This is a genomic window from Sphingomonas yunnanensis, from assembly GCF_019898765.1.
GTDB classification, from domain to species: domain Bacteria; phylum Pseudomonadota; class Alphaproteobacteria; order Sphingomonadales; family Sphingomonadaceae; genus Sphingomonas; species Sphingomonas yunnanensis.
Genome location: NZ_JAIOKB010000003.1, coordinates 522,895 through 543,055, shown reverse-complemented (window position 1 = coordinate 543,055; position 20,161 = coordinate 522,895). Strand labels below are relative to the sequence as shown.

The 20,161-nt window shown below is 69.2% G+C and carries 22 protein-coding genes; 14 read left to right on the top strand and 8 right to left on the bottom strand.

All coding sequences use genetic code 11. From position 1 onward, the window contains the following. Positions 1-76: 76 nt before the first annotated feature. Both K7957_RS12010 and K7957_RS12005 read right to left on the bottom strand, forming a co-directional pair. On the bottom strand, positions 77-1,468 hold the full coding sequence (locus K7957_RS12010; protein WP_223012212.1) for a sensor histidine kinase: 1,392 nt from the start codon (positions 1,466-1,468) through the stop codon (positions 77-79). Next, the gene (locus tag K7957_RS12005; protein ID WP_223012276.1) at positions 1,458-2,123 is read right to left on the bottom strand and encodes a response regulator; all 666 of its coding nucleotides are present in this window, start codon (positions 2,121-2,123) and stop codon (positions 1,458-1,460) included. The genes K7957_RS12010 and K7957_RS12005 overlap by 11 nt, the downstream gene beginning before the upstream one ends. 101 nt (positions 2,124-2,224) lie before the next feature. Between K7957_RS12005 and K7957_RS12000 the strand changes: the two genes are divergently transcribed. Genes K7957_RS12000 through K7957_RS11985 form a run of 4 tightly spaced genes read left to right on the top strand, consistent with a single transcriptional unit; the run spans position 2,225 to position 6,802 of the window. Beyond that, positions 2,225-3,292 (top strand): ABC transporter substrate-binding protein, encoded by a 1,068-nt coding sequence (locus tag K7957_RS12000; protein WP_223012211.1) that lies wholly within the window; start codon positions 2,225-2,227, stop codon positions 3,290-3,292. Then, entirely contained in the window at positions 3,289-4,779 is a 1,491-nt protein-coding gene (locus tag K7957_RS11995; protein WP_223012210.1) for an OprO/OprP family phosphate-selective porin, read from the top strand. Before K7957_RS12000 ends, K7957_RS11995 begins: the two co-directional genes overlap by 4 nt. A 27-nt stretch (positions 4,780-4,806) precedes the next feature. Beyond that, positions 4,807-6,108, top strand: coding sequence for a CitMHS family transporter (locus K7957_RS11990; RefSeq protein ID WP_223012209.1), 1,302 nt, complete (start codon positions 4,807-4,809; stop codon positions 6,106-6,108). Positions 6,109-6,145: 37 nt separating this feature from the next. Further along, positions 6,146-6,802, top strand: coding sequence for an alpha/beta fold hydrolase (locus K7957_RS11985; RefSeq protein ID WP_246616987.1), 657 nt, complete (start codon positions 6,146-6,148; stop codon positions 6,800-6,802). On the opposite strand, the gene K7957_RS11980 is transcribed toward K7957_RS11985, so the two are convergent. Beyond that, the gene (locus K7957_RS11980; protein ID WP_223012208.1) at positions 6,799-7,071 is read right to left on the bottom strand and encodes a helix-turn-helix domain-containing protein; all 273 of its coding nucleotides are present in this window, start codon (positions 7,069-7,071) and stop codon (positions 6,799-6,801) included. The two genes, K7957_RS11985 and K7957_RS11980, sit on opposite strands and share 4 nt — an antisense overlap. A gap of 421 nt (positions 7,072-7,492) precedes the next feature. Further along, complete coding sequence (locus tag K7957_RS11975; RefSeq protein ID WP_223012207.1) at positions 7,493-7,762, bottom strand: GlsB/YeaQ/YmgE family stress response membrane protein; 270 nt, start codon at positions 7,760-7,762, stop codon at positions 7,493-7,495. Between the two features lie 158 nt (positions 7,763-7,920). On the opposite strand from K7957_RS11975, the gene K7957_RS11970 reads away from it, so the two are divergent. The 6 genes from K7957_RS11970 to K7957_RS11945 all read left to right on the top strand — a co-directional run bounded on the left by K7957_RS11970 (position 7,921) and on the right by K7957_RS11945 (position 12,328). Beyond that, the gene (locus K7957_RS11970) at positions 7,921-9,387 is read left to right on the top strand and encodes a PAS domain S-box protein (RefSeq protein ID WP_223012206.1); all 1,467 of its coding nucleotides are present in this window, start codon (positions 7,921-7,923) and stop codon (positions 9,385-9,387) included. A gap of 11 nt (positions 9,388-9,398) precedes the next feature. Further along, on the top strand, positions 9,399-9,647 hold the full coding sequence (locus K7957_RS11965) for a hypothetical protein (protein ID WP_223012205.1): 249 nt from the start codon (positions 9,399-9,401) through the stop codon (positions 9,645-9,647). Positions 9,648-9,717: 70 nt separating this feature from the next. Then, positions 9,718-9,861: a hypothetical protein gene (locus K7957_RS11960; RefSeq protein ID WP_223012204.1), complete on the top strand. Its 144-nt coding sequence runs from the start codon at positions 9,718-9,720 to the stop codon at positions 9,859-9,861. A 45-nt stretch (positions 9,862-9,906) separates the two neighbouring features. Beyond that, positions 9,907-10,782 carry an SDR family oxidoreductase gene (locus K7957_RS11955; protein ID WP_223012203.1) on the top strand — a complete coding sequence of 292 codons (876 nt, stop codon included), beginning with the start codon at positions 9,907-9,909 and terminating at the stop codon, positions 10,780-10,782. A 493-nt stretch (positions 10,783-11,275) separates the two neighbouring features. Continuing rightward, positions 11,276-11,836: an FxDxF family PEP-CTERM protein gene (locus tag K7957_RS11950; RefSeq protein WP_223012202.1), complete on the top strand. Its 561-nt coding sequence runs from the start codon at positions 11,276-11,278 to the stop codon at positions 11,834-11,836. A gap of 234 nt (positions 11,837-12,070) precedes the next feature. Then, the gene (locus tag K7957_RS11945) at positions 12,071-12,328 is read left to right on the top strand and encodes a hypothetical protein (protein ID WP_223012201.1); all 258 of its coding nucleotides are present in this window, start codon (positions 12,071-12,073) and stop codon (positions 12,326-12,328) included. 77 nt (positions 12,329-12,405) lie between these two features. Here the strand turns inward: K7957_RS11945 and K7957_RS11940 are convergent, their stop codons facing one another. Continuing rightward, positions 12,406-13,470: a spore photoproduct lyase family protein gene (locus tag K7957_RS11940; RefSeq protein WP_223012200.1), complete on the bottom strand. Its 1,065-nt coding sequence runs from the start codon at positions 13,468-13,470 to the stop codon at positions 12,406-12,408. 267 nt (positions 13,471-13,737) lie between these two features. Between K7957_RS11940 and K7957_RS11935 the strand changes: the two genes are divergently transcribed. Beyond that, a complete protein-coding gene (locus K7957_RS11935) occupies positions 13,738-14,517 on the top strand; it encodes an SDR family NAD(P)-dependent oxidoreductase (RefSeq protein WP_223012199.1) in 780 nt (259 codons plus the stop codon). A gap of 135 nt (positions 14,518-14,652) precedes the next feature. On the opposite strand, the gene K7957_RS11930 is transcribed toward K7957_RS11935, so the two are convergent. Further along, positions 14,653-14,829, bottom strand: a complete 177-nt coding sequence (locus K7957_RS11930) for a hypothetical protein (RefSeq protein WP_223012198.1) — start codon at positions 14,827-14,829, stop codon at positions 14,653-14,655. Positions 14,830-14,971: 142 nt separating this feature from the next. On the opposite strand from K7957_RS11930, the gene K7957_RS11925 reads away from it, so the two are divergent. Then, a complete protein-coding gene (locus K7957_RS11925; protein WP_223012197.1) occupies positions 14,972-15,316 on the top strand; it encodes a hypothetical protein in 345 nt (114 codons plus the stop codon). A gap of 40 nt (positions 15,317-15,356) precedes the next feature. On the opposite strand, the gene K7957_RS11920 is transcribed toward K7957_RS11925, so the two are convergent. Next, entirely contained in the window at positions 15,357-15,770 is a 414-nt protein-coding gene (locus K7957_RS11920; protein WP_223012196.1) for a DUF3597 family protein, read from the bottom strand. Between the two features lie 139 nt (positions 15,771-15,909). Between K7957_RS11920 and K7957_RS11915 the strand changes: the two genes are divergently transcribed. Then, positions 15,910-16,491 (top strand): DUF4142 domain-containing protein, encoded by a 582-nt coding sequence (locus tag K7957_RS11915; protein WP_223012195.1) that lies wholly within the window; start codon positions 15,910-15,912, stop codon positions 16,489-16,491. 282 nt (positions 16,492-16,773) lie between these two features. Then, positions 16,774-17,121 (top strand): hypothetical protein, encoded by a 348-nt coding sequence (locus tag K7957_RS11910; RefSeq protein WP_223012194.1) that lies wholly within the window; start codon positions 16,774-16,776, stop codon positions 17,119-17,121. Positions 17,122-17,279: 158 nt separating this feature from the next. Here the strand turns inward: K7957_RS11910 and K7957_RS11905 are convergent, their stop codons facing one another. Beyond that, complete coding sequence (locus K7957_RS11905) at positions 17,280-20,012, bottom strand: TonB-dependent receptor (RefSeq protein ID WP_246616986.1); 2,733 nt, start codon at positions 20,010-20,012, stop codon at positions 17,280-17,282. Positions 20,013-20,161 lie beyond the last annotated feature (149 nt).

The following is a 20,161-nucleotide window of genomic DNA, read 5'->3' as shown; positions in this document are numbered from 1 at the left end:
AACGTCGTTTAATGACACTTGCCTGATTTTCTCGGTCACGTCGCAACGATGTGAGGAGAAGCGCTGGGACAACGCCTCAACGCCCGCGGTGATCGTCATCGGCGAAGCGAAGCGTCACGCACAGCCCGGGACGTGTGTTCTCGATCTCGACCGTCGCGCCGAGCCGCTGCGCCGCCGAGCGCACGATCGCCAGGCCCAGTCCGCTGCCGTCCTGCCCCGCGCTGGTCGTCAAACGCACGAATCGCTCGCCCGCCCGCGCGATGTCGACCTCCGACAGGCCGGGACCGTCGTCCGCCACCGAGAGGGCAACCCCGCCCGCCTCGCGTTCGATCGTGATCATCACGGTACCGCCGCGGCGATGGTAGCGGATCGCATTGTCGATCAGGTTGGAGAGGATCTCGAACAGCAAGGTGCGGTGGCTGGCGATCGTCACACCCGCGGGGGGCGCGCGCAGATCGACCTCGACTCCCGCCTCGATCGCCTGCGCGATACGGCGGTTGAGCACCACGATGGCGAGCGCGCGCAGCTCGACCGGCTCGAGCGGCGGCGAGCTGCCCGCCTCCTCCGCACGCGCGAGCGCCAACAATTGCGCGACGAGATGCTCGAGCCGGTCGGCGGCGTCGGCGATCTCGGGCAGCGCCGCGGGATCGCCGCGCCGCGCGAGCGCCACCTGGATCTTGAGCACCGCCAAAGGCGTGCGCATCTGGTGCGAGGCGTCGGCGGTGAAGCGGCGCATGCCGGCGGTGGCCGCGTCGAGCCGCGCGAGAAGGTTGTCGAAGGCGCCGGCCAGCGGCAGCAGCTCCGCGGGGAGCGGGCCGGGGTTGAGCGGGGAGAGATCGGGCGTGGCACGCGTGTCGCGCGCGGCGACGGCGCCGCGCAGCCGCGACAATGGGCGCAGGCTCCAGGCGAGCGCGGGACGGATCAGCAGCAGCGCCACGCCCACCAGCACCGCCTCGCCGCCCAGCAGCGCGCCGAGCAGGCGGCGGCGCAGCGCGGCGCGGCCGTCCAGCGTCTCGGCCACCTGCACGATCACCGGCGCGTCGACGCGCGGCAGCTCGCGCCGCACCTCGGCGATCCGAACGCCCTGCCCGCGGAAGCGCGCGTAGCGGAAGCGCGGGGTATCGGCGGCAAGCTCGTCGGCGCGCGGCGCGGGCAGGTCGCCGTAGCCCGTCAGCACCCGCGCGCCGACCGCGATGCGGTAATAGACGTTGTCGCGCTCGTTGTTCTCCAGCATGCCGAAGGCGGCGGCGGGAAGGTCGAGCGTCACCTCGCCGCGCTCCACCTGCACCGTCTCGGCGATGGCGCCGAGCGCGCCCCCCAGCACGCGATCGTTGGTCCGCCGCACCACGTCGCTGATCAGCGCAGCCCCGGCGAGCCCCAGCAGCACCGCGATGGCGAGCAGCGGCGCCAGCAGTGCGGCGAGCAGCCGCGTGCGCAGCGCCACCGCGCGCGGCCGGTCATCCGGCATCCAATATATATCCCACTCCCCGGACCGTGCGGATCGCGGGCCCCTCGGGTGCCAGCTTGCCGCGCAGGCGCGTGATATTGACCTCGAGCGCGTTGGGTCCGACCGGCTCGTCGAAACCGAACACTTCCGCCAGCAGCGTCTCGCGCGGGACGATCTGGCCGGCGCGGGTCGCCAGCGCGTCGAGCACCGCCCACTCGCGCCGGCGCAGGTCGAGCGTGCGGCCGGCGACCTGCGCCTCGCCGTTCGAGCGGTTGAGCACCAGCGCACCGACCACGAGCTCGGGCGTGGGATCGCCGCCGCGACGTCGCCCGAGCGCGCGAACCCGAGCCTCCAGCTCTACCGGCGCGAACGGCTTGCGCAGATAATCGTCGGCGCCGAGATCGAGCCCGCGCACGCGGTCGTCGAGCGCGTCGCGCGCGGTCAGCATCAGCACGGGGACTCGCTCGCCGCGTCGCCGCAGCGCCTGCAGCACCGCGAAGCCGTCCTGCCCCGGCAGTCCGACGTCGAGCACGACCAGCGCGTATGGCTCGCCCGCGGTGACCATCAGCGCGTCCTCGCCGGTGGCGACATGGTCCACCGCGTGGCCGGCGCCGCGCAGCAGCGCCACCAGGCTGCGCGCGAGCGCCGCATCATCCTCGACGATCAGGATGCGCACGACGGGCACGCGCGCTGAAAGGTTGCTGACAGGTAAAGGACGTAGCCCATGATCCCAGAGCTTACCCGAACGCAGAGGCGGGAAGCGAGAGGAGCTTCGAGATGCGCGTGGTGCTGTTCATCCTGTATCTGTCAGCGCTCGCTGCTCCCGCCGCGGCACAGCGCCCGGCCGGCTATCCGCGCTCCTATGACGCGCTGATCGCCGAGGCTCGCGTCGAGCGCGGCGTGCGTGTCTACGGCAACGCCGATGCCGCATCGATGGAGGCGGTGATCGCCGCCTTCCGCCAGCGCTACCCCGGCGTGATGGTGGCCTATCACGACCTGGAATCCCGCGAGATCTTCCGCCGCGTCGTGACCGAGCGTCGCGCCGGCGCGGCCCGCGCGGATCTGATCTGGTCCTCGGCGATGGACCTCCAGGTCAAGCTCATCAACGACGGCTACGGGCAGGCCTATCAGAGCCCCGAGAAGCCAGCGCTCCCCGCCGCCGCGGTGTGGAAGAACATCGGCTACGGCGTCACCGCCGAGCCGGTCGCGCTGGTGTACAATCGCCGCCAAGTCGCGCGCGCCGACGTGCCGCGGACGCACGAGGCGCTCGAACGCTTCCTTCGCGCCGATCCCGGCGGCCGGCGCGTCGCCACCTATGATCCGGCGCGCTCCAACGTCGGCTACCTCTATCTCGCCGAGGACTGGGCGACCACCAATGACACGCGCTCGCTGCTCGGCGCGATCGCGGCGACCCGGCCGCTGCTGGCGGCCACCGCCAGCCCGACGCTCGATGCGGTCGCGGACGGGCGCGCGGCGATCGGCTACAATGTGGTAAGCGCCTATGCGCTCGCCCGCGCCCAACGCGACGCGCGGCTCGGCGTCGCTTTCTTCCGCGATTATTCGATCATCGCCTCGCGCGTCGCCTTCGTCGGTCGCGACGCCCCGCACCCCGCCGCGGCGCGGCTGTTCCTCGACTTCCTGCTGTCGCGTACCGGGCAGACGCTGCTGGCGCGCGCCTGGCTGCTGCCTGTCCGCAGCGATGTCCGCGCGCCGCGGCTCAACCCGGCGCAGGTCCGCACGATCCGCGTTGGTCCGCAGCTGCTGGTCAACCTCGACACCATCAAGCGCCGGCGATCCCTTGCCGAGTGGCGCACCACCCTCGCCCAGGAAGCTCCCCGCCCGTGACGACCTTCGCCACCGCCAGCGCGCTCGTCGCCCTGCTCGCCGCCGCACCCGCCCTCGCACAGACCACGGGCCAGACCGAGCTCGAGGCGCTGGTGCGCGCCCAGGCCGCCGAGATCGCCGGGCTCAAGGCACGGCTCGACCGGCTCGAGGCCGGTCAGACCGCGAGCGCCAGCCAAGTCGCGCCTCCGTCTGCCGCGCCGGCTACCCCGCCATCCACACCGACCCAGCTCGCGCAGCTTGACCGGCCGGTCGTCACCTCGCCCTATGCGCCGCAGCTGGTGCCGCCCGGCCCGGCCGAGCGCGACGTGGCGCGCGCGCGCGAGGCGAACGAGGCGGGCGTCACCACCGAATGGGGCTCTGGCCTGCCCGTCTTCCACTCTGCCGACGGCATCTACACGTTCAAGCCGCGCGGGCGTATTCTCGCCGACGTCAGCTCGTCGTTCGGCTCGCGCGACGCGGCTCGCAACATCACCACCACCGGCATGCGCGCGTTGCGCCTCGGCATCGAGGGCGGCGTCGGCACGCACTTCTTCTACCAGTTCGAGACCGACTTCTCGGAGAACGAGGTCGACATCGTCACCGCCTTCATCGGCTGGCGCGACCGGATCGTCCCCGGGCTCGATTACGACGTGCGCGCCGGCCATCTGTTCAACGACCGCGCCTTCGAGGGCTCTACCGGCTCCGACTCCACGCCCTTCCTCGAGCGCAGCACGGTCTCCACCGCGATCATCCCGCAGCGTGGCTTCTACGGCATCGGCATCATGCCGCGGCTGTTCTGGAAGTCGGGCCACGCCTCGCTCACCGTCACCGGCGATCGCGTCGACGGCAACCAGTCGGTCAGCGACAGCCGCACCGTGCTCGGCCGCGCGCATTGGAACCCGCTCAAGAGCAGCACCGGCGTGCTTCACCTCGGCCTATGGGGCTTCGACGAGGGACTGTCGTCCGCCGCCACGACGCTGACGCGCAACACCGTGATCGGCGGCCGCTTCAACGGCGCGCTGCGCGTCTCCACCGGGCCGCTCACCGGCGGCACCGGCACCACCGGCTATGGCGCCGAGCTCGGCGGGTATCTCGGCCCGGTGTGGCTGATGGGCGAGGCCGGCCAGCGCCACGCCCGGCTCGACGGCGGCCGGCCCGACTTCGTGAGCAAGGCGTACAGCCTGTCGGGCGGCTGGTTCATCACCGGCGACCTGCCGCCGTACAACCCGCGGCTGGGCAGCTTCGGCCAGCCGCGCGTGCTGCGCCCGATCTTCGAGGGTGGCCCCGGCGCGATCGAGCTGACCGCGCGCTACGAGAATCTCGACTATAAAGATCTGGCGACCGGCGGCCGCGGCTGGGCCGCGACGCTGGGCGCCAATTGGTACCTCAACAGCTTCACCCGCATCCAGGTCAACGCGATCCACTGGGACACCGACAACCGCGCCGGCGCGGTCACCGGCGCCGACGACGGCGAGACCGTCAGCGCGCGCGTCGCCGTCACCTTCTGATCGCCCGCACACAGGACTTCCCCCGCGATGAACCTCGCTCTGCTCGGCTTCCTGATGGTGGCCACCTTCATGACGCTGATCATGACCAAGCGGATGACCCCGCTGGTCGCGCTGATCGTCGTCCCCACCGCCTTCGCGCTGCTCGCCGGCTTCGCCGCGGGGCTGGGCGAGATGATGATCGACGGCATCAAGAATCTCGCGCCGACCGGCGTGATGCTGCTGTTCGCGATCCTGTTCTTCTCGACCATGACCGACACCGGCCTGTTCGACCCGCTGGTCAACCGGCTGCTGCGGCTGGTGCACGGCGACCCGCTCAAGATCCTGGTCGGCACGGTCGCCTTGTGCGCGATGGTGAGCCTCGATGGCGACGGCTCGACCACCTACATCATCACGATCGCCGCGCTGCTGCCGCTGTACAAGCGCTACGACATGAACCGGCTGTACCTGTGCTGCCTGCTGATGACGACCAGCGGCATCATGAATCTGACGCCCTGGGGCGGCCCGACCGCGCGCGCCGCGAGCGCGCTCAAGCTCGATCCGGCGACGCTGTTCCTGCCGCTGATCCCGGGGATGATCGCCGGGCTCGCCGGGCTGGTCGCGCTCGCGGTCTATTTCGGCCGCAAGGAGCGCCGCCGCATCGGCCAGCTGCACGCCGAGGCGCCGACGAGCTTCACCGGCATGGCGGTGTCGCAGTTCCCCGAGGCGCGGCGGCCGCGGCTGCGCTGGTTCAACGCCGCGCTGACGGTGGCATTGCTCGCCGGGCTCGTCTCGGGCGTGCTGCCGCTGTCGGTGCTGATGATGCTGGCCTTCGCGGTGGCGATGATCGTCAACTACCCGCAGGTGGCCGAGCAGAAGGAGCGGATCGCGGCGCACGCGGGCAATGTGCTGTCGGTGGTGTCGCTGATCTTCGCCGCGGGCATCTTCACCGGCATCCTCTCGGGCACCGGCATGGTCGAGGCGATGAGCAAGGAGGTGGTCGGCGTGATCCCGCCCGCGCTCGGGCCCTATATGGCGCCGATCACCGCGGCGCTCAGCCTGCCTTTCACCTTCTTCATCTCGAACGACGCCTTCTATTTCGGCATGCTGCCGATCCTCGCCGAGGCGGGCGCACACTATGGCGTCGAACCGATGGCGATCGCGCGCGCCTCGCTGATGGGCCAGCCGGTCCACCTGCTCAGCCCGCTGGTGCCCTCGACCTATCTGCTGGTGAGCCTGGCCGGGGTCGATCTGGCCGACCACCAGCGCTTCACGCTCGTCCCGGCCGCCGCGGTCTGCGCGCTGATGACGATCGTCGGCATGCTGGCGCTCGCCTTCCCGCTGGTCGGCTAATCCCCTCCCCTCGTCGTCCCGCATCGGAGATCCGATCATGACCGCCAAGCCGATCCCGCTCGTCCTGCTGCCGGCGATGGGGTGCGACGGCCAGCTCTGGGCGCGCCAGGTGACCGATCTCGCCGACCTCGCGCATCCCGAGCTGGGCGACCTGACCGTCGACGACACACTCGAGGCGATGGCGGCGCGCGTGCTCGCGCACGCCCCGCCACGCATGGCGGTCGCCGGGGTCAGCCTCGGCGGCTATGTCGCGCTGGAGATGATCCGGCAGGCGCCGGCCCGCGTCGAGCGGCTCGCTTTGTTCGGCACGCGCGCCTCGATGCGGCTGCGGCCGCGCAGCGTGCGCGAGCAGGGCTTGCTCGCCACCGCCCCGCACGCCGATCCGATGCTCACGCCGATCGTCAGCGGCCCGGTGCAGGCGATGGCGGAGCGCGTCGGGACGGCGATCTTCGAGCGTCAGCAGCGCGCGCTGCTCGCCCGTCCCGATATCGCGTCCGCGATCGACGCGGTGCGCGTACCGACACTGGTAGCGGTCGGTGACCGCGACCGGATCTGCCTGGCCGAGGACGCGCATGCGCTCGCCGAGAGCATAGCCGGCGCACGCTTCCATACCATCCGCCACTGCGGTCACCTCGCGCCGATGGAGCGGCCGGGCGAGGTGACGATGCTGCTGCGCGAGTGGCTGCGTCGCTAGCCGCGCTCGCCGCCCGCGTTCACGAGATACCAGACGCCGTCCACCAGTCGCACGCTCGTGGAGGCCGCTGCCGGCCCAGCTATCGCCAGCTGACGCGGCATAACCGCTACCTCGATCTCGAAGCGCTTGATCAGCCGGTACAGCGTCGTCCGCCCGACTCGCAGCTGGCGCGCGGCGTGGGACATGTTGCAGCGATTGTCGCGCAGCGCGGCCTCCACCGCCGAGCGCTGCGCGAACGCCATCGTGCCTTCGATCTGGCATTCCTTCATCGTGACGCTGTTCCTTGCTTGCTGTCACCAGGCCGTCGGATACGGTTCACCACGGTGGCGGGCGTGTCCGCCTGCGCCAGACGTTCATTCCAGCAGCATGTGTCGGCGTGGCCAGGCATCGTGGCGCCGCGGCACGGCGGGCTGTTGACGATCGTCGCGGCGCCGGTGCCCACGCAGAGCAGCACACCGCCGCGTTCCAGATAGCGGCTGGAAGAGGTCGTCTGATAATCGCACCGGGCGCTAGCCTCAGCGACCTCGGCGCCCGGGCATCCCACGCGCTCTCCCGCGCCTCAAGGCGTCATGTCCGCTATCTCGCCGTCGCGGACAACGGCGACACGCAGGTCGGACACGGCGTGGTGCGCGTCCGCCTGCGTCTCGTAATTGGCCGAGGCGATGCGCGGCATCGTCCCTGCCGCTCGCCTTAGCGCACCGTGCCGCGGCGAAAGAGGTTGACGATCCCGAGCAGCACGACCGCGCCGAGCAGCGAGACGAGCACCGACTGGATGCTGAGAACACCGCTGGTGATCGGTGCGCCGCCGATCAGCGGGGTGACGACGAAGCCCGCGAGCACCGCGCCGACGATGCCGACGACGACGTTGAGGAAGATGCCCTGCTGGCCATCGGTGCGCATGATCACGCTGGCCAACCAGCCGATCACGCCGCCGACGACGAGAAGTACGATGAGACCCATGGCGATTACTCCGTTAGTAGATTGGTACCGCATCAACGGAAGGCGCCGACGACAAGTTCAGCCGGCGTGGGGTGCGCTCGTTCGCGGACTAGTGCGAGCGCACTAGGTTCGCTGATGCTGCGCCGGGAACGGTACGGGGGTGGCACGGTTGATGGCGGATGCCGCGCGCCCCGCTTCTCTCCGCCCAGCCGACGCTTCGTCACCTCGAGCAGCTGATCGCGCAGCTACTCGACGGCGTGATCCTGCTGGACCCGAGCGGGACACTGCTCACTGCCAACAACGCTGCCTTGGCGATGCACGGCGTCGGCGAGGTGAGCGAGCTGGGAGCGACCGCCGACGACTATGCGCGACGTTTCACCATGTGGGACACCGAGCACCGGCAGCTCCGTCATCGCGAATACCCGCTCTTCCGCGTGCTCGCGGGCGAGGCGATGCCGGACTTGATCGTCGAGGTCGCGCCGGCGGGGTGCGACGAGGCGCGCTGGGTCCACCAGGTGCGGGACGTCGTGATGGACGTCGACGGCGGCGAGCCGGACTATCTCGCGGTGGTGCTGTGCGACGTGTCGAAGCGCTTCGACGCGGAGGCGCGCTTCCGCGCGATGTTCCGCGCCAACCCCGCGCCGGCGCTGATCGTGCGCCAGCGCGACCTGAGGATCGCCGACGCCAACCCGGGCCTCCTCGCATTGACCGGTTTCGATCGGGAGCAGCTGGCCGAGCGCTCGCTGTTCGGGCTAGGGCTGCTCGGCGGCCTGCCGAGCCGCGCCGAGGTGCGGAGCCTGATCGACGCCGGGGACGTGATCCCGCAGACCGAGGCCGAGCTGCTCTGCGCGGATGGCAGCCGGCGTCTCGTCATCTTCGCCGGCCAGCCGATCGACGTGACCGACGAAGACGTGCTGCTGCTCACCTTCGCCGACCTGCAGCCGCGCCGCGAGGCGGAACGGTCGCTCGCGGTGAGCGAGCGCAACCTCGAGGCTGTGTTCGACATGGCGCCGGTGGCGATGGTGATCGCCGACGAGACGCATCGCGTGCTCCGCGTCAACGCCGCCTTCCGCGCGCTGTCGGGCATCGCGGTCGCACCGGGCGCCGACGTACCGGTGGACGCGCTCGGCTGGTGGCAGGACGACGCGGCGCGCGTTACGCTGGAGCGCGAGCTGGCGGAGCACGGCGCCCTTCACGCCGGAGAAGCTGAATTCGTCGCGCGCGACGGCAGCGAGCTGCGCTGCAGCGTCGCGGCGGAGAGGATCCACCGCGACGGGACGACGCGGGTGATCTGGGTCTATCAGGACGTCACCGAGCGCCGCCGCAGCGAGGCCGAGCTCGCCGAGGCGATCGACGAGGTACTCAAGGACACGAGCTGGCTCAGCCGATCGATCCTCGACAAGCTCGCGACCTTGCGTCGACCCACAGCACAGCTGGCGCCCGCCGACCTGACCGCGCGCGAGCGCCAGGTGCTCGATCTGATCTGCGACGATCTCGACGACGCCGCCATCGCCCAGCGGCTGGCGATCACGCGCAACACGGTGCGCAACCATGTCGCGCGGATCTACGAGAAGACCGGCGCCACCCGCCGCAGCGGCGCGGTGGTCTGGGGTCGCGAGCGCGGCATGGGGACGCATCGGGCATGAAGGGAAGTTCGTTGGGCACGATCTGGGACGAGCATGCGGTCGCATCGGTCATGGGGATCGACGGCTTCAGGGTCATCGTCGACGAGGGTCCGCTCGACCGCGTCGTCGACCGCATCGTGGCGAACCGCCAGAATCCGCGCGATATCCGGATCTCGTTACCCAACCGCCAGTGCCGCCCGTCGAGCTTCGTCGAGGGCGAGCTGGCCGATCTGGTCAGGCGGCGCCGCGCCGCGCTGGCCGAGCGCGCGCGCGCCGGCTGAGCACGCCGCGATCCGGCGCAACTAACCTTCATCAATCTCGTTCGAGGCGGACCTTATCAGGAGCGCGATCATGACGGAGAAGAAGGGCAACGGCAGCGCGACGGCGCAGAAGGCCAACGCCAAGGCGGCGAAGGACGGTGAGAAGAACCCGCGCAAATCTTCCGCGGCGCAGGCGGAGCTGGGCAAGAAGGGCGCGAAATCGAAGAAGTCCTAGGCCGCTGACCGCCGCCCAACCCCCTACCAGTCCCCAGGAGCGCTCATGTCCGACGACCCCCGCGATCGACAGCCCACCAGCTTCTCCGACGAACCGCAGCAGCCCCGCCCCGGCCTGACCACCGCGATGCGCACCAAGCCCGATCACGGCGAGGAGAGCTACGTCGGTAAAGGGCTGCTCGCCGGCAAGGTCGCGCTGATCACCGGCGGTGATTCGGGGATCGGCCGTGCGGTAGCGATCGCCTACGCGCGCGAGGGCGCGGACGTCGCCCTGTCCTACCTTGCCGACGAGCAGCCCGACGCCGAGGAAACGCGCGCCTGGGTCGAGAAGGCCGGCCGGCGCGCTCTGCTGGTGCCGGGAGACCTCCGTGACCGCGACCATTGCGCTCATCTCGTCGAACGCACCGTCGCCGAACTCGGCGGCCTCGACATCCTGGTCAACAACGCCGCCGCGCAGACGATCAACGCGGGGTTGGACACGATCGACGACGACGAGATGCAGGGCGCCTTCGCCGCCAACGTCTTCGCCATGATCCGCCTGGTCAAGGCAGCGGCACCCCATCTGCGTCCGGGCGCGGCGATCATCAACACGACGAGCGAGCAGGCCAAGGTCGCGGACAAGACCATGATCGTCTACGCCGCCACCAAAGGCGCGATTTCCACCCTTACCGTCGGCTTGTCGAACCTGCTGGCGCCGGACGGCATCCGCGTCAACGCGGTCGCGCCCGGGCCGATATGGACGCCGATCCAGCCGATCGCCAAGTCGCCCGAGCAGCTGGAGACGCTCGGCCACGACACTCCGCTGGGGCGTGCGGGCCAGCCGGCCGAGCTCGCGCCCACTTATGTGCTGCTCGCGTCGGCCGAGGGTAGCTACATGTCGGGCAACGTCGTCGCGGTCACCGGAGGAGTGCCGATCTCCTGAGCGGCAACTCCCCTGCCCCGTACGCGGGTATCTCCGGCAACGACGATCTCGGCGAGATGTCGTCCTGGAACGTCCGATCCGCCTTGATGCTCTAGCCACTCCATCCAGGACGGGCCGAGCTGGTGATCGGGAGCCGGCTCTCCCCGCGGGCGACCGTGACACGGCCCGGCGGCGCGCGCCTAGTGATCGCGGCACGCGGCGCGGCGCGTCGCTCGAGATGGTCATGGCGCGTCCACCCGATCGAGGCTGGGCGAGCGGGACCACCCCGCCGAGCTTCGGACCTGGCGGCAGCACGGGGCCGAAGCGATGACGTGAGCGGCGGCTCCGGCGCTAGCTTTACCGGATCGGCACCGTTGTGCCCTCAAAGCCGCAGTGTGTTTCGAAAGAGATCGGCAAAGTAAGTATTTGGTTAACCTTCTGCGACGCGAGTGGCAGGGACGCGCGCTGCGGCCGAGAGCCGCTTTCACGACGATAAGACGTAAGAGGATCGCGAATGAAGAATCTTGTAGCGCTCGCCCTGGCGGCGGCCGCGGCGACCGGCGCCGCCTCCTCTGCTGCGGCGGCCACCTTCCCGGTCGGCTCGCGCAACTTCACCGCGACCGAGGGCGCCGGCGGCTCCTTCTCGGGTGCCTTCTTCAACCGCGGCATCCGCGCGGGTACGTTCACCGACACCTTCATCTTCACCCTGCCGATGGATGGCCTGGGCAGCGGCACGGTGACGACGAGCGTGACCGACCTCGGTTCGGTCAGCGACGTCGATTTCACCTCGGTCTTCATCAACGGTGTCGCCGCGCAGATCACGCGCACGGCGGGAGGCGCCTTCGAGGTCGCTTTCGTCAACAACGTGCCGATCGTCGCCGGTCAGCTGAACCGTCTCGTCGTCAATGGCCTGTCGCGCGGGAACGGCGCGTACGGCGGTCAGGCGACCTTCACCCCGATCAACTCGGCGGTGCCCGAGCCGGCGACCTGGGCGATGATGATCATGGGCTTCGGCGTGGTCGGCTACGCGATGCGTCGCCGCCGCGTGGTGTTCCGCCCGCGTCAGGCCATCTGATCGCGGCCGGCCCGTTCACCTATAGCGGGCCTCTTGAGGCGGGAAGGACGCGCGGCGAGCGGCGTCCCTCCCGCCTTTCGTTCGTATCGACTCGCGCGATCTCGCTGGCGTCACCCTTCGCTCTCGTCCAGCTTCCCCGCCACTGCAAGATTTTCGTCGCGCGTGCCGGCCCGGACGTCGAGAATCGCCGTTCACCAGATGGTACGCGCCGACACTCTCGCTAGAAGCCGCGCCATGATGGACGGGATCGGAGACCTGGAACTTCGGCACGGCGCACGCCGCGCGGGCGCTTACGCGCGGGCCGAGCCGGTCATCCGCTGTATCGAGGCGACCACCCGCGATCATCGCCGACGCACCGGCACGACCGATACCTACCCCGAGACGAGCGATCTGGTCACCGCGTGCAGGGAACGCGGGCTGATCGCACCGCGCGGCGGACCTGTCACGCGCGGCACCGTGCTCCGCGCCTTGCGGTTGATGGGGCTGCGGTGATGAGCGCGCCGCTGTGTCGTCGGTGAGGGGGAGCATCGACCCGCGCTAAGGCCTGACCGCGCCCGCGCCCGCGCCGCTCAGAAGGCGTAGCGCACCGTGCAATAGGGCAGCGCCTCGCTCAGCCAGGCGAGGAAGCGGTCGAGCCACTGGCGCTTCCACGCCGCCTTGTAGCGCAGGTTGCGCATGCCCGACTGGCTCCACTTGCGCTCCTGCAGGTCGGGCCGCCACAGCCATTCCTCCGCGCGCGGGTGCCACAGCAGGTTGAGGTCATGCAGCGCCTCGTTGTGGGTGAGGAAGATGACCTCGCACTTCAGCTGCGCGCGCGCCGCCGGCGACAGAGCGGCGTCGAGCTCGGCGAACAGCGCCTTCCACTCCGCCTCCCAGCCCTCGTGGACGATCACGGGAGAGAAATTGACGTGTACCTCGTAGCCCGCGTCGACGAAGTCGTTGATCGCGGCGATCCGCTCGCTCATCCCCGAGGTGCGCACGTCGACGATCTTGGCGATCGCCTCGGGCATCAGGCTGAACCGCACGCGGGTGCGTCCGCGCGGATCATAGTCGAGCAGGTCGCGATTGACGAACTTCGTCGCGAACGAACCCTTTGCGTTGGGCAGATCGCGGAAAGCCGCGACAAGATCGCGCACATTGTCCGACAGCGACGCGTCGACCGAGAGATCACCGTTCTCGCCGAGATCGTAGACCCAGTCGACCGGGTCGATGCTGTCGGGCACGGGCTTCGGACCCAGTCTGGCGACGTGCCGGCCGATCGCCCGCGCGATCGAGTCGATATTGACGAAGATGCTGATCGGATTGGCATAGCCCTTGCGCCGCCCGACGTAGCAATAGGCGCAGGCCATGGCGCAGCCGTTCGACGAGGACGGCGCGATGAAGTCCGCCGATCGCCCGTTGGGACGCATCGCCAGGCCCTTCTTGACGCCGAGCACCAGGATGTCGCGCTTGACCCGCAGCCAGTCCCCGGCGAGCGCCGGGTCGGAGAGCTGCGGGATCTGCCAGTGGCTCGCCACCTCGACCAGCTCCGCGCCAGGGAAACGAGCGAGCACCTCTCGGCCCCGGGGGTAATCGCGGGCGGCGGCCTCGAGATAGATGAGTTTGGGATCGATGAGCGTCCGCGGCAGCGCCATGCGTGACATATGGGAGCGCGGCGATGCGGTGCCAGGCCGATCTTGGGGGGCGGCGTGCATGACCCGCCGATCAGGCTTCCGCTCACGATGTCTTGGCGGGCCAAGCGGGCTGGCATCGGGTGTCGGAGCACGCGCCTGGCCCCTCACTCCCGCATGTGCCCGTCGCTGGCGGAACACGCTCGACGGTGCGTATAGCGCTGCGACATGTCGAGCACGGACGATCAGGCGCCATCGTGCGACGGTCTCCGCGACGAGAGGGAGGAGCGAATGATAGGTTCAAACAGAACCGCCGTCGTCACCGGCGGCAATGACGGTCTGGGACGCGAGATGGTGCTGGCGCTGGCGCACCGTGGCTGGGACGTGGCGTTCAACTACCTGACCGGTGAGGATCGCGCGGACACGCTCGTCGCGGAAGTGGAGGCGCTCGGACGACGCGCGCTCGCGAACCGATCGGACGTCGGCGTGAAGGTAGAGGTCGACGCCTTCTACGCTGCCCTCGCCGACTGGGGAGGAACGCCCGACGTCCTGGTCAACAATGCCGGGGTGCAGACCTGGTCGCCCCTCCTGGAGCTCGCGGAAGAGGACTGGGATCGGGTGATCCGCACCAACCTCAAGGGCTGCTTCCTGCACACCCAGACGGCTGCCCGTCGGATGGTCGCGGCGGGCACCGGCGGCGCCATCGTCAATCTCGGGTCCGGGTGCAACCTGCTCGCCTTCCCGCGCCTCGTCGACTACACCGCCTCCAAGGGCGGCATCGAGCAGCTGACCAAGGTGTCGGCGCTCGAGCTAGGGCCGCACGGCATCCGCGTCAACTGCGTCGCACCGGGCGCGATCGAGACCGACCGCACGCGCGCCGAGGTGGACGATTATGCCGGCCGCTGGTCGCCGATCACTCCGCTGCGGCGGGTCGGCACGGTCGCGGATGTCGCCGCCGCGGTGGTCTGGCTGGCCGGACCCGAGTCCGCCTTCGTCACCGGTCAGACCCTGCTGGTCGACGGCGGCGTCTTCTCGCAGGCGGTCTGGCCAGAATATGGTACCGCCGGGTAGCGCGTGCCGTGACGTTCGGCGTGGTCGCTAGCGTAAACTAAAGAGAGAAAGGCCGGACCACCGTTAAGCGGTCCGGCCACTTGTCTCGTCAAAGGCGAATCAGCGCTCGGGCCGAAAGCGACTCACCGCGGCCCCTCACTCGTCCTCGTCGTCAGCATCCTCCTGCACCAGCAGCTCGTCGACCGCCTCACCGAGCAAGTCCATTTGCTCCAGGCTTGCCACCAGCTCGAGCGCTTCCCCCTCGTCGCTCTCGATCAGCAGCAGATATTCGTCGCCGTTGGGCTCAATCGTGAACTTCGCCAGTCTCGCCATGTCCGTGCTCCTTGATCCAGCCGCAGCCTAACGCGGTCCACGCTCCCGAGATCCTGTCCCCGCTGTGTTCGCCGCCGGGGAGCCGGTAGTGTGAGGGCAACTCGCCCATGCCTCGGCGGTTGAGCGATCGAGGAGACGATCGATGCCCCATGTCAGCGATGTGGTCGAGTGCGCCGGGCCCGACAGTCCGCACGCCTTCGACATGATCCCGCTGCAGCCACGCAATGGTGCACTCGACGCGCGCTGCCCCGTCTGCCGCGGTCACGGCCAGTGGAACGTCGAGATCGACCTCGTGAGCTTCCGCTGCAAGCGTGCGATCTGCCAGCGGTGCCTCGGCGCCGGCTGGGTGGAGACGGGCAGCGATCCGGTCGGTCATCCCGACATCGTCATGAGCGCCGACGGCTATCCCGAGTGGGTAGTGGCCTATGAGCCGGCCGACGCGGCCGGCCCTAGCAGTCCGTCGCCCGGCCCCCTCGCGACGGGATGAGGCGGCGCTCCCCGGCGCCGCCTCGACTGTCACCGCGATCCTAGCCGCGCAGGCTGTCCGGCACCACGCCGCCATTCTCCGCGAGCTTCGCCATCACCGCTTTATGCAGCGCGATGTTCTGCTCGGCGCTGCCGTCCGCGCCGGCGTGGACATCGAGCTCGGCTCCCAGCTCCTTGCGCGCGTCCAGGCTGGAATCGAGGTCGAGCAGCTTGAGCAGGTCGACGATCGACGACTGGTAATTGCCGCCGCCGCCTTTGAGCGACGCCATCTCCGACAGGACCGCGCCGACGTCGACGCTTGCCGCCGGCGCGATGTCCGGCGCCTGCGCCGGTGCCGCTGCGGCCGGAGGCGCCGCTGTGGTCGGCGAAGACGCCGCGCCGACGTCGCCCTGCGGAGCTGGCGTGGCGGATTTGTGGTGGAAGATCTTGCTCATGATGTTGCCGAAGATGCTCATGCTCGATTGCTCCTCACGAGGAATGACGGCTCGCTGCCGCACCCGCCCATAACGACGCTGACGCGCGATCGGGCTCGTTCTCGGAACGTTGCACGCGCGCGGGCGCTTACGCTGCGAAGCTTCGGAGAGGACCGACACCATGAGCCTTCGTACGACGATTCTCGCTGCCAGCGCGGTACTGGCACTCGGGGCGTGCAGCCGCGGGAACGACACGACGCAGACCGGCGCGGCGAACGGCAGCGATCTCGGCGCGACCGGTATGGCGACCGCCACGCCGACCGCCACCGCGCCCGCCAGTGGCGGCCAGAGCTTCGCCAACACCGCGGCCGCGAGCGATGCCTTCGAGATCGAGACGTCGCGCCTCGCGCTCACCAACGCCTCGTCGCCCGCGATCAAGCGCTATGCTCAGGCGATGATCGACGCGCACGAGGCCTCCACCGCCAAGCTGAAGACCGTCGCCGCCGGACTGTCGCCCGCGATCCAGCCGGTCGCGACGCTCAGCGCCGACCAGCAGCAGACGATGGAGAGCCTGCGCGCCGCCAAGGGCAGCGCGTTCGACAGCGCCTATGTCGCGGCGCAGTCGGCGGCACATCAGCAGACGCTCGACGTGCTCAAGGCCTACGCGGCCTCTGGAGACGTGCCCGCGCTCAAGACCTTCGCACAGGGTCTGGTGCCGACCGTTACCGCCCACCTCAACATGGCCAAGGGGCTCAAGGCCTAGGTCAGGTGGCGCACGTCTCTCCCGCGCCGCGACGCACGGGCGACGTGCGTGCGCGGCACACCGACGCCCGCGAGACTCTACGTCGCGGGACTGGAAACGACAAAACGCCGAGAGCCCGCTCGCTCCCTCGGCTCTGTTCGGTCGCCACGTCCAACAATCTGATTGCCGGAGATTAGCTCCTGGCGAGCCACCTTGCCGAACCGATGAGTCGCGACGGTGCCGGCGCGTTCGACTGGCTAGTCGACGCCGGTGCATGTCCCGCTAGGTTCGCTCGCCCCGCCGATGGTCCGCGTTCGCGCGGCGCCCGGCTCGCCTTACTTCGTCACCGAGGAGGGCGCGCCTTGGACTCCGATCGGGCACAATGACGCGATCACCTGGCCCGACCTCGCGCCGCTGTTCCGGCGGCGAGACCTCGCGGTGGTGGAGCGGCACCTGCTCGAGCTGCGCGCCCATGGGGTCACCGTCATCCGGCTGATGCTGGAATATTGCCATGGCGAGCATCGCTATCTGGAGCGTCCCGCCGGACGCTTCGTCCCCACGATGGTACGTCTGTGGGACGATCTGTTCGGCCTGCTCGAGCGAGTCGGGTTACGGGTGCTGCTCACGCCGTACGACACGTTCTTCATGTGAATCCGATGGCAGCATCACCCCTATGCGCGCGCGAACGGCGGGCCCAGCGCCGGTCGCGACACGTGGCTGACCTGTGCCGAGACGCGGCGCGCGATCAAGCAGCGGTTGGCCTTCGCGAGCGAGCGATGGGGCGGCAGGCCCGCGCCTCGCGGCTCCCTTCAGAACTTGAAGCTGAACCCACCCATGTACGTCGTGCCGCTCTGGGTCTGGTTGTAGAGGTACCGGTTCTGCCCCCAGAATTGCGTCTCCTTCTGGTTGGTGAGATTGATGGCGTTGAAGGTGAGCTGGACGCCGGCGGTCAGGTTCACGAAGGCCGCCGCGTCGACATAGGTGGTGCCGTCGAAGCCGCGCGTGCCCGCGTTCATCACCTCGTCGCTGCGCCCGGTGTAATAGCGCGTGCGATGACTCACCGCACCGCGCACGCCCCAGCGGTTCGTCTCATAGTAAAGCGTGGCGTTGTAGCTGCCGCGCGAGATCCCGGTGATGTCCTTGGGCGCGTCGACGAACGTGTAATTGGCGACGACACCGAGCCCGTCGAGCGGCTTGGGGAGGAAGCTGAACTGCGCCTGCGCCGCCAGCTCGACGCCGGTCAGGCTCTTCGTCCCCGACACATTCACCGGCATGGAGAACTCCTTGACGATCGTGTCCGCGGTCGCGCCCGGAATCGTGGAGAAAGGGATGCCGGTCTGGCTGAACGGCACGTTCTCGAGGTTCACGTTGCCGATGAAGTTGGTGATCCACTTCTGGAACACGCTGGCCGAGAGCAACCCCACCTTGCCGAAATAATATTCGGCCGAGACGTCGAGCGTGGTGTCCTTGTACGGCTGGAGCTTGGGGTTGCCGCGCGACGCCGTGATCTCGCCGTTGTCGTCGTTGCGGAAGGCGCTGCCTTGGGCCGCGATCGATGACAGACCGGGACGGTTGAGGTTCTTGGTCGCGGCGAACCGGAGCAGCATCTCGGGCGTGAGCTCCAGCACGGCGTTGAGCGCGGGCAACACGCCGGAATAGCTGCCTTCCACGTCGGTCGTTCCGAGATAGGCGTAGCTGTCACCCTGAATCCAGCCGGTGCTCTCGGTCTGGGTGTGATAGCCGCGCGCACCGACATTGCCGCGCAGACGCTTGCCGAACAGCTCGGTGTCCCAGTCGAGCTGGAGATAGCCGGACTCGGTCTCCTCGGTCGTGGTGTAGACGTTCTCGATGTCCTGCAGCGCGCCGCCCGAGCCATCCACGTTCGGCCCGAGCCGGTGATACTCGTTGTACTTGGCGAAGCCCTTGGCATAGTCGCCGATCAGCCAGGCACCGAAGGGGTTGCGGAACACGTCGGTGATGTCGGAGACGCTCGTGCCGCGCGCCTTGGCGCGCGTGCCGTTGACGTCGTCGTCGTAGAACAGATCGATGCCGTCCTGTTCGAAGCGATGATAGGCGATGCCGGCGCGCAGCGTCAGTGCCGGGCTGACCTTGAAGCGCAGGTTGCCCACGCCCTCGCGCAGCTCCGACTCGTTATTGAACGAGCGATAGTAGAAGGAGTCCATCGCGTAGTTGGCGGGATCCGTGGGGTTCCAGCCGGGATAGTCGAACGCGGCCGAGCGCCCGTCCTCGCCGTAATCCGCGATCAGATTGCCTGTCGCCCGCATATAGAACTTGTCGTCGTAGGGCGTGCGATAGGTCGACTTCTGATAGCCGACGTGGCCATCGATCGTCAGCGCGTCGTTGGCGTCCCACGTTCCGGTCAGCTCGATCGAGCGGAACCGGGTCTTGTTAAGCGAGCGGCGGTTCTCGCTGCCGAAGGTGGTGCCGGTGACGTCGGTGCGGGTGACGTAATCGCTGCTGTCCCAGCGCAGGTCGTTGATCGTCGACGCGGTCTGGAACGCCGCGGGCCAGGGATTGCCGGCCGGCGTGTCGAAGGCGACCGAGCCGTCGGACTCGAGCGGCCGCGTCGCCAGGTGCAGTTCTTCACGCGCGGTGGTGAGCCGCCCGTAGAGCCCGTCGAGCGTCAGCAGCAGGTTGGCGGCCGGACGCCACTGCACCGCCGCGGTGATGCCGAGCCTCTTCTGCCGCGCGTTCCACGACGACAGGCGATTGCCGTCGGCGAAATACAGGTCGCCGGAGAGAAACTTGCGCTGCTGCACCGCGCTGAGCGACGAGATATCGAGACCCTTGTCGACCAGGTCGCGCAGCGTCCCCGCGTCGGGCCGATCGTAATTGTAGGTGTTATGGCCCTGTTCGGTGGTGCGGCGGCGCGACCAGGCGGCGGAGACGAGGACGCCCACCTCATTGTCCCAATTGTAGCTCAGCAACCCGGCGACGCGCGGCTGCGCATCCTTGGTGTATTGGTTGGTGCCCAGCCGTCCGACCAGCGCGCCCTTGCTGCCCGGCGCATAGTCGAACGGACGGCCGGTGAAGAGCCCGACCGTGCCGGCCATGCCGCCTTCCTTCTGCGCCGCCTGGAAGGTCTTCTCGACCTCCACCCGCGAGAAGAGTTCGGAAGCGAAGATGTTGAAGTCGAAGGCGCGATCTCGGGTTCGCTGGCCGCGGCTGTCTTGCGCGGAGTCGACGTTGCCGAGCACCTCCATGCCGTTGAGCTGGACGCGCGCGAAATCGGGACCGAGACCCCGCAGCGAGATGCGCCGGCCCTCGCCGGCCTCGCGCGTGATCTGCACGCCCGCGACCCGCTGCAGGGACTCGGCGAGGTTGAGCTCGGGAAATTTGGCGATGTCCTCGGCGACGATCACATCCTTCTGGATCACCGAGTCGCGCTTGATGTCGCGCGCGTCGCTGAGCGAGCGGCGATACCCGGTGACGACCACCTCGTTCTCGGGCGTGTCACCGCCGACCTGCGCCTGCGCGTGGCGAGGGTACAGGGTGACGAGCACCGCTGCCGTCGTGGCCAAGAGAAGCCCTCTCAGCTTCGAGCGAGTCCCCCCGCGCTGCTGCGTCGTCGTCATACCTACCCCCGTAACTGGTCTGTACCACTGAGGACTAAGCAGATCGTCGCGACAGCTTCGTGACAGCTCCGCACCGCGTATCGCACACGAATTGT

Bases quoted from the DNA above. Each gene is read 5' to 3' on its own strand.
- K7957_RS12010 (WP_223012212.1), bottom strand. From the start codon at position 1,468: ATGCCGGATGACCGGCCGCGCGCGGTGGCGCTGCGCACGCGGCTGCTC.
- K7957_RS12000 (WP_223012211.1), top strand. From the start codon at position 2,225: ATGCGCGTGGTGCTGTTCATCCTGTATCTGTCAGCGCTCGCTGCTCCC.
- K7957_RS11990 (WP_223012209.1), top strand. From the start codon at position 4,807: ATGAACCTCGCTCTGCTCGGCTTCCTGATGGTGGCCACCTTCATGACG.
- K7957_RS11985 (WP_246616987.1), top strand. From the start codon at position 6,146: ATGACCGCCAAGCCGATCCCGCTCGTCCTGCTGCCGGCGATGGGGTGC.
- K7957_RS11980 (WP_223012208.1), bottom strand. From the start codon at position 7,071: ATGAAGGAATGCCAGATCGAAGGCACGATGGCGTTCGCGCAGCGCTCG.
- K7957_RS11975 (WP_223012207.1), bottom strand. From the start codon at position 7,762: ATGGGTCTCATCGTACTTCTCGTCGTCGGCGGCGTGATCGGCTGGTTG.
- K7957_RS11970 (WP_223012206.1), top strand. From the start codon at position 7,921: ATGCCGCGCGCCCCGCTTCTCTCCGCCCAGCCGACGCTTCGTCACCTC.
- K7957_RS11960 (WP_223012204.1), top strand. From the start codon at position 9,718: ATGACGGAGAAGAAGGGCAACGGCAGCGCGACGGCGCAGAAGGCCAAC.
- K7957_RS11955 (WP_223012203.1), top strand. From the start codon at position 9,907: ATGTCCGACGACCCCCGCGATCGACAGCCCACCAGCTTCTCCGACGAA.
- K7957_RS11950 (WP_223012202.1), top strand. From the start codon at position 11,276: ATGAAGAATCTTGTAGCGCTCGCCCTGGCGGCGGCCGCGGCGACCGGC.
- K7957_RS11945 (WP_223012201.1), top strand. From the start codon at position 12,071: ATGATGGACGGGATCGGAGACCTGGAACTTCGGCACGGCGCACGCCGC.
- K7957_RS11940 (WP_223012200.1), bottom strand. From the start codon at position 13,470: ATGGCGCTGCCGCGGACGCTCATCGATCCCAAACTCATCTATCTCGAG.
- K7957_RS11935 (WP_223012199.1), top strand. From the start codon at position 13,738: ATGATAGGTTCAAACAGAACCGCCGTCGTCACCGGCGGCAATGACGGT.
- K7957_RS11930 (WP_223012198.1), bottom strand. From the start codon at position 14,829: ATGGCGAGACTGGCGAAGTTCACGATTGAGCCCAACGGCGACGAATAT.
- K7957_RS11925 (WP_223012197.1), top strand. From the start codon at position 14,972: ATGCCCCATGTCAGCGATGTGGTCGAGTGCGCCGGGCCCGACAGTCCG.
- K7957_RS11920 (WP_223012196.1), bottom strand. From the start codon at position 15,770: ATGAGCATCTTCGGCAACATCATGAGCAAGATCTTCCACCACAAATCC.
- K7957_RS11915 (WP_223012195.1), top strand. From the start codon at position 15,910: ATGAGCCTTCGTACGACGATTCTCGCTGCCAGCGCGGTACTGGCACTC.
- K7957_RS11910 (WP_223012194.1), top strand. From the start codon at position 16,774: ATGGTCCGCGTTCGCGCGGCGCCCGGCTCGCCTTACTTCGTCACCGAG.